The 13678-nt window shown below is 61.9% G+C and carries 11 protein-coding genes; 7 read left to right on the top strand and 4 right to left on the bottom strand.

The window, feature by feature from the left end:
- Positions 1 to 36: 36 nt before the first annotated feature.
- The 6 genes from INR99_RS04955 to astE all read left to right on the top strand — a co-directional run bounded on the left by INR99_RS04955 (position 37) and on the right by astE (position 8056).
- Positions 37 to 1527 carry an amino acid permease gene (locus tag INR99_RS04955; RefSeq protein WP_194115220.1) on the top strand — a complete coding sequence of 497 codons (1491 nt, stop codon included), beginning with the start codon at positions 37 to 39 and terminating at the stop codon, positions 1525 to 1527.
- A 383-nt stretch (positions 1528 to 1910) separates the two neighbouring features.
- Positions 1911 to 2984, top strand: coding sequence for a porin (locus tag INR99_RS04960; protein WP_194115221.1), 1074 nt, complete (start codon positions 1911 to 1913; stop codon positions 2982 to 2984).
- Positions 2985 to 3124: 140 nt separating this feature from the next.
- On the top strand, positions 3125 to 4186 hold the full coding sequence (gene astA, locus INR99_RS04965) for an arginine N-succinyltransferase (RefSeq protein ID WP_194115222.1): 1062 nt from the start codon (positions 3125 to 3127) through the stop codon (positions 4184 to 4186).
- A 2-nt stretch (positions 4187 to 4188) separates the two neighbouring features.
- A complete protein-coding gene (astD, locus tag INR99_RS04970; RefSeq protein ID WP_308431443.1) occupies positions 4189 to 5646 on the top strand; it encodes a succinylglutamate-semialdehyde dehydrogenase in 1458 nt (485 codons plus the stop codon).
- Positions 5647 to 5656: 10 nt separating this feature from the next.
- Positions 5657 to 7003: an N-succinylarginine dihydrolase gene (gene astB, locus INR99_RS04975; protein ID WP_194115224.1), complete on the top strand. Its 1347-nt coding sequence runs from the start codon at positions 5657 to 5659 to the stop codon at positions 7001 to 7003.
- A gap of 30 nt (positions 7004 to 7033) precedes the next feature.
- A complete protein-coding gene (gene astE / locus INR99_RS04980) occupies positions 7034 to 8056 on the top strand; it encodes a succinylglutamate desuccinylase (protein WP_194115225.1) in 1023 nt (340 codons plus the stop codon).
- Positions 8057 to 8179: 123 nt separating this feature from the next.
- On the opposite strand, the gene INR99_RS04985 is transcribed toward astE, so the two are convergent.
- Genes INR99_RS04985 through INR99_RS05000 form a run of 4 tightly spaced genes read right to left on the bottom strand, consistent with a single transcriptional unit; the run spans position 8180 to position 11801 of the window.
- Positions 8180 to 8905: an ABC transporter ATP-binding protein gene (locus INR99_RS04985; RefSeq protein WP_194115226.1), complete on the bottom strand. Its 726-nt coding sequence runs from the start codon at positions 8903 to 8905 to the stop codon at positions 8180 to 8182.
- A gap of 11 nt (positions 8906 to 8916) precedes the next feature.
- Complete coding sequence (locus INR99_RS04990; RefSeq protein ID WP_194115227.1) at positions 8917 to 9687, bottom strand: ABC transporter ATP-binding protein; 771 nt, start codon at positions 9685 to 9687, stop codon at positions 8917 to 8919.
- Positions 9680 to 10852, bottom strand: coding sequence for an ABC transporter permease subunit (locus INR99_RS04995; RefSeq protein ID WP_194115400.1), 1173 nt, complete (start codon positions 10850 to 10852; stop codon positions 9680 to 9682). Before INR99_RS04995 ends, INR99_RS04990 begins: the two co-directional genes overlap by 8 nt.
- Positions 10853 to 10871: 19 nt before the next feature.
- Positions 10872 to 11801 carry a branched-chain amino acid ABC transporter permease gene (locus INR99_RS05000; RefSeq protein WP_194115228.1) on the bottom strand — a complete coding sequence of 310 codons (930 nt, stop codon included), beginning with the start codon at positions 11799 to 11801 and terminating at the stop codon, positions 10872 to 10874.
- 351 nt (positions 11802 to 12152) lie between these two features.
- Between INR99_RS05000 and INR99_RS05005 the strand changes: the two genes are divergently transcribed.
- Positions 12153 to 13634 (top strand): cobyric acid synthase, encoded by a 1482-nt coding sequence (locus INR99_RS05005; RefSeq protein ID WP_194115229.1) that lies wholly within the window; start codon positions 12153 to 12155, stop codon positions 13632 to 13634.
- Positions 13635 to 13678: the final 44 nt, after the last annotated feature.

A 13678-nucleotide genomic window follows, 5' to 3' on the forward strand; every position in this document is an offset into this window, starting at 1 on the left:
GCGGGCAATGCGTCCATTGCCCGGGGACAGGTGACCATGACGACAACCACCGACGCGGCCGGTCAGCCGCACCTGCGGCGCAGCCTGAAGGCGCGCCACCTCACCATGATCGCGATCGGTGGCTCGATCGGCACCGGGCTCTTTGTGGCGTCCGGCGCGACGGTGGCCAATGCCGGCCCCGGCGGCGCCATCCTCGGCTACATGCTCATCGGCCTGATGGTGTATTTCCTGATGACGAGTTTGGGCGAACTGGCCGCCTACATGCCGGTTTCCGGTTCGTTTGCGACCTATGGCGCCCGCTTTGTCGATCCGGCCTTCGGTTTCGCACTGGGCTGGAACTACTGGTACAACTGGGCGGTGACGATTGCTGTCGAACTGGTGGCCGCGCAGCTGATCATGGCCTACTGGTTTCCCGACGTGCCCGGCATGTACTGGAGTGCGGCGTTCCTCGCGATCATGTTCAGCCTGAACTACATCTCGGTCAAAGGCTTTGGCGAGGCTGAGTACTGGTGTTCGCTGATCAAGGTTGTCACCGTGCTGGTGTTCATTGGTACCGGGCTGGCGATGATCTTCGGCATCCTCAAGGGAGGGGAGCAGGCTGGCTGGCACAATCTGACCATGGGTGAAGCACCTTTTGTCGGTGGCCTGCAGGCCATGATCGGCGTGATGATGGTGGCGGGCTTTTCCTTCCAGGGTACCGAGCTGATCGGGGTTGCGGCCGGTGAGTCGGAAAATCCGCACAAAACCATTCCGCGAGCGATCAAGCAGGTGTTCTGGCGAATCCTGCTGTTCTATGTGATCGCGATCTTCCTGATCGGCCTCCTGATTCCCTATACCGACCCCAAGCTGCTGAAGAACGGCATCGAGGATATTGGCCTGAGCCCGTTCACGCTGGTCTTCGAGCACGCCGGTCTGGCCTTTGCCGCCGCGCTGATGAACGCAGTCATCCTCACTGCCATTCTGTCCGCTGGCAACTCGGGGATGTATGCGTCCACGCGCATGCTCTACACCATGGCAACCGAGGGCCGTGCGCCGAAGATCTTTGCGAAGCTCTCGGCCAACGGCGTGCCGCGCAACGCACTGTATGCGACCACGGTGGTCGGCATGCTGTGTTTCCTGACCGCGCTGGGCAAGGACCAGAGCATCTATCTCTGGTTGCTGAACCTGTCGGGGATGACCGGTTTCATTGCCTGGCTGGGGATTGCGATCAGTCATTACCGCTTCCGCAAGGGCTTTATTGCGCAGGGGCACAGTCTGGACGAGCTGCCGTACCGCTCGCCCTTTTTCCCCTGGGGGCCGCTGTTTGCCTTTGCCCTGTGTGTGCTGGTGATGACGGGGCAAAACTATCAGGCCTTCATGGCTGACCGGATCGACTGGCTGGGGATTGTGGCGACCTATGTCGGCATTCCGCTGTTCGTGCTGATCTGGTGGGGCTATCGCCTGAAGCATCGCACCCGCTTCGTGCGCTACGAGGAGATGAGCTTCGCGGATGCCGACGAGGCACTGCTGCATAGCGAAAAACGTTGATCAGCCTGTAAAACGCCAACGGGTATCTACCTTAAACCGTTATTTGATGATGGTTATAGGTGGATACCCGTTTGTTTTTGCCCGCCTAGTGAAAATTACGCAGAAACTGGCGTAAATTTGCACGTTGCCACAATCGCTGAACTGTGTATGTTGTGTTTGTTTCTAGCGCATTGATTTTCAATGGTTATTTATGGTTTTTCGCTTTCTTTCATGCGGTGAAGGGGATTGCAGCAGACATGGGCTGATGACTGCGGCATTTTTCTGGGCTGGGTGATGCTTTTAGGCCACATTGGGCTGCTATCGTGAGGCGGTAATTTTCCGGCGAAGCCATTCCCAGCCTCGTGGTGCAATGCACTCGCTTTTTGACACGAGGAGTGCATTACATGTTCAAACGTATTCTGCTGGCGAGCGCAATTGCTTCCGCCTTTGCGGTTCCGGCCATGGCCGAAGTGTCCATCAGCGGCTCGGCCGAAATGGACTTTTTCTACCGCACTAACAACACCGTGGATGGTGATGGCAAGTTCCTGCAGGAAATCGCCATCGTGATCAACGTGGATGGCAAGGACAAGCTGGACAACGGCAATACGCTGTCCTGGCGCCTGGCACAAAAGGTCGCTACCCCGGATCGTTTTGATGCCTGGGGTATCCGCGAGGCATGGATCGGTTACAGCGGTGACTGGGGTTCGCTGAAGTTCGGTAACCAGTTCTCCAATACCTATCTGATCCAGGACTGGCCGTATGGCTCCAAGGGCTTCTCCGGCACCATGGGTGAAGTTGCCAACGTCGGCTTTGGCCAGGGCATTTCCTATACCTCGCCGACGTTTGCCGGCATGAACGTATCGGCGGCCTATGACTTCGGCGATAACGTTGGTCAGGATGTCTACGCTTGGGAAACTACCCTGCAAGGCGCCTGGGGCAACTTCAATCTGGATGCCGGTTACTACCGCTCCGAAAACGGCAAGCCGGTTCCGGCGGGGCGTGACTGGTCCGGCGCCACGGCGTCCTCCACTCGTCCGAACGGCCTGACCGAAGCCAACGGCGACAGCTATGCCAACTGGATCGTTGGTGGTCGTGCCCAGTTCGGTGACTTCGGTCTGCGTGCCGCGGTGCGTGGCATGGAAGACACCACAGCCGGTGTTGATACGACGGCCATCGGTTATCTGGTCGGCGGCACCTACAGCATGGGCAAGCATGCGCTGAGCCTGGGCTATATGTATCAGGAAGCCGAAAAGGATGGCATCAGCCACGCCAACAACGATTTCCAGACCATTGGTTTCCAGTGGGATTACGCGCTGTCCAAGAACACCGGCGCCTTCCTGCAGGTTCGTCACAATATGGTTGGTGAGGGCTGGAACACCAATACCGCGGGCACTTCCATCTGGCAGAATGCTGATGGCATGGCAGGCGGCCAGGATAACGCCACCCGTATCCTGATCGGTACCTGGACTGGTTTCTAAGCCACTCCTACCCAGCAAAAAACCCGCGCTTGCGCGGGTTTTTTGCTGTCGCTGCCGCTGGTGATCTGCTCGGGTTTATCCGGATAGGTGCAGTCACAGTGCTTTGCTACAGTGAATCACGACTTTTCGTGTGAGAACCCATGCTGATCCGCACCATTCGTGCCGATGATCTTGGCGAATTGCTGGCGCTGGCTGCCGTGGCCGGCGTTGGTGTGACCACCCTGCAGCCCGATCCCGAGCGGCTGGCCAGCCGGATTGCCGCGAGCGAGCGATCCCTTGCGGGCGAGCCCGAGCGGGGCGAGGCCAGTTATCTGTTTGTCCTTGAGGACGAAACGCATGCCCGCCTGGCGGGCATCTGTGCGATCGAGGCGGCAATCGGGTTACAGGATACCTGGTACAACTACCGCGTGGGCCTGGCGGTGCATGCCTCGCGCGAGCTGGGCATCTACAAGCAATTGCAGACCCTGTTCCTGACTTCCGATCTGACCGGTTCCTCCGAATTGTGCACGCTGTTTCTGCACCCGGATTACCGGCGGGACAGCAATGGGGCGCTGCTGTCAAAAAGCCGTTTTCTCTTCATGGCTGAGTACCCGCAGCGCTTTGCCGAGCGAGTGATTGCCGAAATGCGCGGCGTGTCGGACGACAATGGCCGCTCGCCGTTCTGGGAAAGCCTGGGTCGGCATTTTTTCAAGATGGATTTCGCCCGCGCGGATTTTCTGTCCTATGTCGGCAGCAAATCCTTTATCGCCGAGCTGATGCCCAAATATGCCATCTACACCTGCTTGCTGTCCGAAGAAGCGCGGGCATCGATCGGTGAAGTGCATCCGGCGACACGACCCGCTCGCAGCATGCTGGAGAGCGAAGGTTTCCGCTATCAGGGTTATGTTGACATCTTTGATGCCGGTCCTTCGCTGGAATGCTCGCTGAAAGACATCCGGGCGGTACGCAAGAGTGCCTGTTATCACGCGCTGGCAGTGGCTGCCGAGCCGCGGCAGGGCACACTCTGGCTGGTGAGCAATCGCAAGCTGGGTGCTTTCCGCGCCACGCTGGCGCTGACCCGTCCGCTGGAAGACGCCTTGCCCTTGACCGCCGAGGTGCTGGCGCGTCTCGATATTGCAGATGGCGACGAAGTGCGTGCTGTGCCGCTTTCCGCTCGCCCGCCGGCATCACCTGCCGAATTACCCGTAATCCACAAGGAATGAACATGCTGCTGATCGATGGGAACTGGCTGCCCGGAAGTGGCTCGCTGTTTGCCGCTCGCAACCCGGTAACGCAGGAGGTAGTCTGGGAAGGAGCCGCAGCCAGTGCTACCGAAGTCAACGCCGCAGTTGCGGCAGCACGGCACGCTTTTGCAGCCTGGCGCGATCTGGATTACGCCGCCCGGCTGGCGCTGGTGCGCAATTTTGCCGAGCTGCTGAAAAGCGCGCAAAGCGAACTCGCCGAACTGATCGGTCGTGAAACGGGCAAGCCACGCTGGGAGGCGCTGACCGAAGTCACCACCATGATCAACAAGGTCGACATATCGGCGAAGGCCTTCGAAGAACGGACCGGGAGCAAGGACAGCGCGATGGGCGACGCGCAAGCCGTGCTGCGCCATCGTCCGCATGGGGTGGTGGCCGTATTCGGTCCGTACAACTTCCCGGGCCATCTGCCCAATGGCCATATTGTCCCGGCACTGCTGGCCGGCAATACCGTGGTTTTCAAGCCGTCCGAGCTGGCTCCGGCGACGGCGCAGAAAACCGCCGAGTTGTGGCAGGCCGCCGGTCTGCCGCGCGGCGTCCTCAATCTGGTGCAGGGCGCCCGCGATACTGGCGTGGCGCTGGCCGGGCATGCCGATCTGGATGGCTTGTATTTCACCGGGAGCGCCGCGACCGGTTATGCGTTGCATCGCCAGTTTGCCGGAGCCCCGCAGAAAATCCTGGCGCTGGAAATGGGCGGCAACAACCCGCTGGTGGTCGAGCCGCTGGCCGATGTGCCGGCTGCGCTGCACCATGTGATCCAGTCCGCCTTCATCTCGGCCGGGCAGCGCTGCACCTGTGCGCGCCGCTTGCTGGTGCCGTATGGTGCATGGGGTGACGATTTTCTGGCCAAGCTGGTCCACGCCAGCCAGGCGCTGCGCGTCGCGACCTGGGATGCCGAGCCGCCGCCTTTCATGGGGGCGGTGGTGTCACTGGCCGCCGCGGACATGCTGCTCGCGGCCCAGCAGCGCTTGCTGGGTATGGGCGCACAGACCCTGTTGCCGATGCAGCGGCTGGAAGAGGGCACGGCCTTGCTGTCGCCCGGCATACTTGATGTGACCGGCGTGCGCAATCTGCCGGACGAGGAATACTTTGGCCCGCTGCTGCAGGTGCAGCGTTATCGCAGCTTCGGTGAGGCACTGCAGCTCGCCAATGCCACCCGTTTCGGGCTGGCGGCCGGGCTGCTTTCGGATTCGGCAGAAAGTTACGGGCAGTTCTGGAAAGCGGCGCGCGCCGGCATCGTGAACTGGAACAAGCCGCTGACTGGCGCCTCCAGCGCCGCGCCTTTCGGTGGCATCGGTGCATCCGGCAATCACCGCCCCAGTGCTTACTATGCCGCCGATTACTGTGCGTATCCGGTTGCCTCGCTGGAAGCCCCCACCCCGACCCTGCCGGCGCAGCTGCCGCCCGGGCTGACCCTGTGAGTACCGCCGCATGACACTCGCCTTTGAAGCCAATTTTGACGGGCTGGTCGGCCCGACCCATCACTACGGCGGGCATTCCTTCGGCAATGTCGCCTCCACCAGCAACGCTGCCCATGTTGCCAACCCGCGCGCGGCGGCCTTGCAGGGGCTGGCGAAGATGAAGGCTCTGGCCGATCTCGGTTACCGGCAGGGCGTGTTGCCGCCGCAGGAACGCCCGGCGCTTTGGGTGTTGCGCGATATGGGGTATGCCGGTACGGATAAGGAAGTCATTGATCTGTCGGTTAGTACGGGTGGCGGGTATTTCGCCAGCCTGTGCTCGGCATCCAGCATGTGGACCGCCAATGCTGCGACGGTCAGTCCGTCGGCCGATACGGCTGATGGGCGCGTGCACTTCAGCGTGGCGAATCTGACCAACAAGTTCCACCGCAGTATCGAAGCCCCACAGACACGGCGTACGCTGCAGGCGATCTTTGCCAATCCGGCCTTCTTCGAGGTGCATGCCGCGCTGCCACAGCATGCCGCGCTGGGCGACGAGGGCGCAGCCAACCACACCCGCTTTTGCCGCAGCTATGCCGAGCTGGGCACCGAGTTCTTTGTCTATGGCGCGCAATACTGGGGCGGCAGCCGCCTGCCGCAGCGCTATCCGGCCCGCCAGACGCTGGAGGCCAGCCAGGCGATTGCCCGCCGGCATGGCCTTGATCCGGCACATACGGTGTTCGCCCAGCAGCATCCGGCCGTGATCGATGCTGGCGTGTTTCATAACGATGTGATTGCCGTGGGCAATCTGGACCTGCTGTTCTGCCACCAGCAGGCCTTTCTGGATGCTGATGCGGTATATGCCGCTCTGCGGGCTAGCCAGCCCGGCTTGCAGATCATCGAAGTGCCTGGCAGTGAAGTCTCGGTCGAAGAGGCCGTGCGCTCTTACCTGTTCAACAGCCAGTTGCTCGACAAGGGGCTGGGTCGGCAGCGGCTGGTCGTGCCCGAAGAATGCCGGGCCACGCCGGCAGTCTGGGCCTATCTGCAGGAGTTGCAGGCCAGTGGCGGGCCGATTGATGAAGTGCTGGTGTTCGATCTGAAGCAAAGCATGCAGAACGGCGGCGGGCCGGCCTGCCTGCGCTTGCGCGTGGCGCTGACCGAGGCCGAAGCGGCCGCCGTACGCCCGGCGGTCTGGATGAACGATGCGCTCTACGAGCGGCTGTGCAACTGGGTGTCCCGGCATTACCGCGACCGGCTGTCGGTTGCGGATCTGGCGGACCCGGCTCTGCTTGATGAGGTGCGCACCGCACTGGATGAGCTGACGCAGCTGCTGGAACTCGGTAGCATCTACCCTTTTCAGCGTCATGGCAGTGATGCCTGAGCGCGCCCAGTATTCACGGAGACCATTCTTATGACCGCCCAGACTGCACGCAGCTTTCTTGCCGAGACGCTGGCCGGCAATACGGCCATTTCGCTGCCATTTCCGCTGCCGGGCGGCGCCAGCGGGCAGGTGATGGATGAGGGCATCATCCGTTTCGACCCGCAGGATGGTGCGGGGCGCGAGCTGGATCTGGTGGTCTCCTGCGGGGTGCACGGCAATGAAACCGCGCCGGTCGAACTGGTCGAGCGGCTGATTGCCCGCATCTTCAGCGGCGAGCTGAAGCTGCGCAACCGGGTCATGTTCGTGTTCGGCAATGTCGAAGCACTGCGGCGGGGTACCCGCTTTGTCGAGGAAGACATGAACCGGCTGTTCTGCCGTGCGCCGGAAAACGACGACAATACCGAGCGCCGCCGTGCCACCATGCTGGAAATGCATCTGCTGCGCTTTTTCGGGCGCGCGGTCGCCGACCAGAAGCCGCGCTACCATTACGATCTGCACACCGCGATTCATGGCTCGCTGATCGAGAAATTCGCCATCTACCCACTGCCACGCCAGGGCCGGCAGTTCTCGGTACAGGAAATGGCGCGGCTGCATCATGCCGGCGTCGAGGCCATCCTGCTGCAATCGACGACCTCCACGACGTTCTCGTTTTTCTCCAACCGCTATTGTGATGCCACCTCCTTCACGGTCGAGCTGGGCAGTGCGCGGCCTTTTGGCCAGAACGACAGCGTCGATCTCGGCAAGATGGAGGCCTACCTCACGCAGCTCATTGGCGAGGGCTTGCCGCAACATCCCCTGCATGGCGAAAGTTATGCCGCCCAGGTCGGCTGCCCGGTGTTCCGCGTGTCACGCGAAATCATCAAACACAGCCGCGAATTCCGCCTGCTGATCGACGGCAAGACCGACAACTTTACCCCGCTGCCGCAGGGCATGCTGCTGGCCGAAGATGGCGAACACCAGACCGTCGTGACCGAGGCCAGTGCCCGCATCATTTTCCCGAATCCCGATGTGGTGCCGGGTCAGCGGGCCGGGCTGATTATCGTGCCTGCTTGATGGGGTATGTGCCTGTAGACTAGGAATATAAAATTGTTCAGGTGTACAGGGTGAGGGGTATTTGATTGTCGACCAACAAAAAGGGCTGCCTTGGCAGCCCTTTTTGCCTGATTGCGCCAAAGCTTATTCGCCCAGATACGCGCTCTGGATGGCGGGGTTGGCCAGCAGGGCCTTGGCATCGTCGGCGACAGTGATCACACCCGATTCCATCACGTAGCCACGGTTGGCGGTTTCCAGTGCCAGCTTGGCATTCTGCTCGATCAGCAGCATCGTCACGCCTTCCGCCGCCACCATGCGGATGATCTCGAAGATCTTCTGCACGATGATCGGTGCCAGGCCCATTGAGGGCTCGTCGAGCAGCAGCAGCTTGGGGCGGCTCATCAGCGCGCGGCCGATGGCCACCATCTGCTGCTCGCCGCCGGACAGTGTGCCGGCCAGCTGTTTCATGCGCTCCTTCAGTCGCGGGAACAGGTCGTACACGCGGGCCATGTCGTGCGCGATGTCGGCCTTGTCGTTGCGGTAGTACGCGCCCATCTGCAGGTTTTCCTCAACGGTCAGACGCGGGAAAATCCCCCGGCCTTCCGGTACCAGCACCAGGCCGCGGCTGACAAAGTCATGCGCGGCAAGGCGGCTGGTATCCTGCCCGTCAAAGCTGATGCTGCCGGCTGCCGGCTTGACCATGCCCACCAGCGTTTTCAGCGTGGTGGTCTTGCCGGCTCCGTTGGCGCCGATCAGCGCCACCAGTTCACCCTGCTTGATTTCGAGATTGATGCCCTTGACGGCATGAATGCCGCCATATGCCACTTTCAGGTCTTTTACGGAAAGCAGCGGCGAAGTCGTAGTCGTCATGTCCTGCTTCCTTATTCGTGGGCTACGCCCAGGTAGGCTTCGATCACGCGCGGGTCGCGCTTCACGTCATTGGGCAGGCCTTCGGCAATTTTCTTGCCGTAATCCAGTACCGCGATGCGGTCGCACAGCGTCATCATCAGTTTCACGTCGTGTTCGATCAGCAGAATGGTTACCCCGTCGGCGCGGATTTTTTCCATCAGCGCCTGCAGGTCTTCGGTTTCCTTCGGGTTCATGCCCGCAGCCGGCTCGTCCAGAGCCAGCAGCGTCGGGCGGGTACCCAGTGCGCGGGCGATTTCCAGCCGGCGCTGATCGCCGTAGGACAGGTTGCGTGCCAGTTCGCCGGCACGCTGGCCGATGCCCACGTAATCGAGCAGCTCCTGTGCACGGTCGCGGATGGCCTTCTCCTCGGCGCGCGCCTTGGGGGTGCGCAGCACCGCGCCCAGCACCCCGGTATTCGAGCGCACATGCTGGCCGACCATCACGTTTTCCAGCGCCGTCATGTTGGCGAAAAGGCGAATGTTCTGGAACGTGCGTGCGATGCCGGCTTCGACCACCTTGTTCGGCTTTTCGCGGAACAGATTGCGTCCATCGAAGGTGAATTTGCCTTCGTCCGGCTGATAAAGCCCGGTGAGCACGTTGAACAGCGTGGTCTTGCCGGCGCCGTTGGGGCCGATCAGGCCGTAGATTTCGCCACGGCGGATGGTCAGGCCCACGTCGTTGAGCGCAACCAGCCCGCCAAAGCGTTTGGTAATGCCTTCAATGGCCAGCAGTACTTCACTCATGTTCGCGCTCCGCTTCGGTCAGGGTTGCGTCTTCCTGTTTGGTAATGCGCTTGGTCGCCGGATGCAGTTCATCCTTGCGGCGGCGCGACGGCCACAGGCCTTCGGGGCGCAGCAGCATGATGATGATCATCGCCAGACCGAACATCAGCATGCGCAGGTTTTCCGGATCGACCACGCGCTTGCCCAGCAGGGCATCCTGCAGCGGATTGACCACTTCGCGCAGTGCTTCCGGGGTGATCGAAACGATGATCGCGCCCAGAATCACGCCGGGGATATGCCCCATGCCGCCCAGTACCACCATGCACAGCACCAGCACCGATTCCATCAGGATAAAGGATTCCGGCGAGATGAAGCCCTGGAAGCTGGCAAACAGCGAACCGGAGACACCCCCGAAGCTCGCACCCATGGCGAAGGCCAGCAGTTTCACGTTGCGGGTGTTGATGCCCATGGCTGCGGCGGCGATTTCGTCTTCGCGAATCGCCACCCAGGCCCGGCCGATGCGCGAGCGTTGCAGGCGGATCGATACGAAGATGATCAGCACGCAGAACGCCAGGATCAGGTAGTAGTACTGGTGCACCATCGGGATCTGCACACCGAAGAATTCCAGCGGCTTGCCGAATTCGTGGCCCAGCAGCGACACACGTTCGATGTTGTTGATGCCCTGCGGGCCGTTGGTGATGTTCACCGGACGGTCGAGGTTGTTCATGAAGATGCGGATGATTTCACCGAAGCCCAGCGTGACGATGGCCAGATAATCACCGCGCAGTTTCAGCGTCGGTGCACCCAGCATCACGCCGAAGCAGCCGGCGACCACCGCTGCGATCAGCAGCATGACCAGCAGGGGAGGATTCATCATCCAGACCGGCAGGAAAGCGGCAATCTGCGGCGAATTCAGGAAGGCGTACAGGTAGGCCCCCACTGCGTAGAACGCGATATAGCCCAGATCGAGCAGGCCGGCGTAGCCGACCACGATGTTCAGACCCAGCGCCAGCATGATGTAGAGCAGCGCGAAGTCGATCGTGCGCACCCAGGAATTGCCGCTGGCGAAAGAGCCGGACAGGATGAAGGGCAGCGCCAGCATGAAGACGGACAGCAGGATCAGCTGCAACTTGGCGTGCTGGCCATCCTTGCCCGCGCCGAACCAGCCGGCGATGGTATTTGCCATGGTCATGGTCTTGTTCTCCTTAAGCACGCTCGGCTACGCGTTCGCCCAGCAGGCCGCTCGGACGGAACAGCAGCACCAGGATCAGCACGGCAAAGGCAAAGATGTCCTTGTAGCTGGAAGTCAGCACGCCGCCGGTCAAATCGGACAGGTAGCCCGCCCCCAGACTTTCGACAATGCCCAGTACCAGACCGCCGACCACCGCACCGGCCAGGTTGCCGATGCCACCCAGGACCGCAGCGGTAAAGGCCTTCAGGCCGATCAGGAAGCCCATGTAGGCATGTGCCTGGTCGTAGTTCGCGGCGACCATCACGCCGGCAACGGCACCCAGTGCCGAGCCGATCACGAAGGTCAGCGAGATGATGGTATTGGTGTTCACCCCCATCAGGCGTGCCACGTCGATATTCTGTGCGGTGGCACGCATTGCGCGGCCCAGCTTGGAACGCTCGATCAGGAAGAACAACGCCGCCATGATCAGGATGGCCAGCACGATGATCGCAATTTGCAGGTTGGTGATGACCGCGCCGCCGATTTCGAAGGTCTTGATGTCCAGAATGGCGGGGAAGGGGCGGTAATTGCGGCCCCAGATCAGCGTAGCGAGCTGCTGCAGCACGATGGACAGGCCGATTGCGGTAATCAGCGGTGCCAGCCGCGGCGCATTGCGCAGCGGCCGGTAGGCCACCCGCTCGATGCCGTAGCCCAGCGCCATCGACACCGGAATGGCCATGGCCAGACCGATGGTCAGCAACAGGATGCCCGGCAGAGCCACATTGGCCCCCAGCAGCAGGTTGATACAGGTGATGGTCACCATTGCGCCGATCATCACGATTTCGCCGTGGGCGAAATTGATCAGCTGCATGATGCCGTACACCATCGTGTAGCCCAGCGCGATCAGTGCATACACACTGCCGATCACCAGGCCATTGATCAGGTGTTGGAGGAGGTGGTCCACGTTAAAACCTCAAAGGAGGGAATCAGATTGCCGCAAATTATGCCGTAACAGTTGTCCGGCATCGCAACCTTAGCGGGTTCTGCTGTGCATAACACTTGTGAAAATCCCTAATTTTTACCTTGCCACGGTGTTTGTGCCGTGTTGCGGGGCTGCAATCCGGGCAGGCTAACTGCCTGCTTTGCCGTATTAAATGCCGCCGGGGCGTGGCCCGGGCACCGGCTGCGGCCGGCTGGCGGGCCGACGGCGGCTCCGGGCGGGCCAGGGCAGCAGGCTGTTGCCTTCGTGCAACCGCCGGCCGCGCCCCACGTGCGGGGAGTGCGATAATCGCGCTTTTGCACCAGCGGAAAGCCCATGCCTACCTTGATGATCCAGGGGTGTACCTCGGATGCCGGCAAATCCACACTCACCGCCGCGCTGTGTCGCCTATTGGTCCGCCGCGGCGTCCGTGTGGCGCCGTTCAAGCCGCAGAACATGGCGCTCAATTCGGCGGTAACTGAAGATGGCGGCGAAATCGGCCGTGCGCAGGCCGTGCAGGCTGTCGCCTGCGGCCTTCCCGCGCATTCGGACATGAACCCGGTACTGCTCAAGCCCTCCAGCGATTGCCGGGCGCAGGTCATCATCCAGGGGCGCAGCATCGGCAACCTGGATGCGGTGGATTATCACCACTACAAGCGCACTGCGCGCAGCGCCGTGTTCGACTCGTGGCAGCGGCTGGCCCGGCAATATGACTGGGTACTGGTCGAAGGCGCGGGCAGTCCGGCCGAAGTGAATCTGCGCGAGGGCGATATTGCGAACATGGGATTTGCCGAAGAGGCCGACTGCCCGGTCTGGCTGGTCGCCGACATCGACCGCGGCGGCGTGTTCGCCCACATCGTCGGCACCTTGGCCTGTCTGTCCGCCAGCGAACAGGCCCGCGTGCGCGGCTTCCTCATCAACCGCTTCCGGGGTGATCTTGCGCTGCTGCAACCGGGGCTGGACTGGCTGGAGCAGCAAACCGGCAAGCCGGTGCTGGCGGTGGTGCCCTATCTGCACGGGCTGGAGATCGCGGCCGAGGATGCGCTGCCACAAGCGCAGGCTGCGGGGGGCGCGGCGGCATTCCGCATTGTGATCGCCACGCTGCCACACATCTCCAACCACACCGATTTCGACCCGCTGCGGCGGATTGCCGGGATCGACTGCCGCTATGCCACACCGGGCAAACCGTTGCCGCCGTGCGATCTGCTGATCCTGCCGGGCAGCAAGAACACGATCGGCGATATGCTGGCGCTGCGCGAGTGGGGCTGGGATGCGGAAATTGCCCGCCACCTGCGCTATGGCGGCAAGCTCATCGGCATTTGCGGTGGCTATCAGATGCTGGGCGAGATGATTGCCGATCCGCAGGGTATCGAGTCGCAAGCCAATGAAATAAAAGGGCTTGGGCTAATACCCATGTGTACGGTGCTTGAGTCCGGAAAAATTCTGCGCCAGCGTCACGGCGTGCTGTGTGCCGGCGGCGCAGCGGTGCGCGGCTATGAAATCCATCAGGGGCGCAGTCGCGTGAACGCCGACTGGCCGTCGCTGGCCCGGCTGGCGACAGCTGACGAAGGCGGGCAGAGCTTTGAGCCCGAAGGCGTCGTTTCACCGGACGGCCAGCTCATCGGCAGCTACCTGCATGGCCTCTTCGATGAGCCGGAAGCCCTGCAGGCGCTGCTGTGCTGGGCAGGCTGGCGGGGTGATGCGACGGCGATTCGCGACACCGAGGCGCTGCTGGAAGGCGAAATCGACCGGCTGGCCGACGCGCTGGATGCCGCGCTGGACTGGGACAAGGCAGGCCGGGCCGGGCTGGTTCTGTGATCCGCTGCGGGCTACAGTGCCGGTATGGTTCTGACACGAAGGGC

Source organism: Chitinilyticum piscinae (assembly GCF_015223195.1).
Lineage (GTDB): Bacteria > Pseudomonadota > Gammaproteobacteria > Burkholderiales > Chitinibacteraceae > Chitinilyticum > Chitinilyticum piscinae.

Excerpts from the sequence above, each read along its gene's own strand:
- INR99_RS04955 (WP_194115220.1), top strand. The coding sequence starts at position 37 with ATGACGACAACCACCGACGCGGCCGGTCAGCCGCACCTGCGGCGCAGC.
- INR99_RS04960 (WP_194115221.1), top strand. The coding sequence starts at position 1,911 with ATGTTCAAACGTATTCTGCTGGCGAGCGCAATTGCTTCCGCCTTTGCG.
- astA (WP_194115222.1), top strand. The coding sequence starts at position 3,125 with ATGCTGATCCGCACCATTCGTGCCGATGATCTTGGCGAATTGCTGGCG.
- astD (WP_308431443.1), top strand. The coding sequence starts at position 4,189 with ATGCTGCTGATCGATGGGAACTGGCTGCCCGGAAGTGGCTCGCTGTTT.
- astB (WP_194115224.1), top strand. The coding sequence starts at position 5,657 with ATGACACTCGCCTTTGAAGCCAATTTTGACGGGCTGGTCGGCCCGACC.
- astE (WP_194115225.1), top strand. The coding sequence starts at position 7,034 with ATGACCGCCCAGACTGCACGCAGCTTTCTTGCCGAGACGCTGGCCGGC.
- INR99_RS04985 (WP_194115226.1), bottom strand. The coding sequence starts at position 8,905 with ATGACGACTACGACTTCGCCGCTGCTTTCCGTAAAAGACCTGAAAGTG.
- INR99_RS04990 (WP_194115227.1), bottom strand. The coding sequence starts at position 9,687 with ATGAGTGAAGTACTGCTGGCCATTGAAGGCATTACCAAACGCTTTGGC.
- INR99_RS04995 (WP_194115400.1), bottom strand. The coding sequence starts at position 10,852 with ATGGCAAATACCATCGCCGGCTGGTTCGGCGCGGGCAAGGATGGCCAG.
- INR99_RS05005 (WP_194115229.1), top strand. The coding sequence starts at position 12,153 with ATGCCTACCTTGATGATCCAGGGGTGTACCTCGGATGCCGGCAAATCC.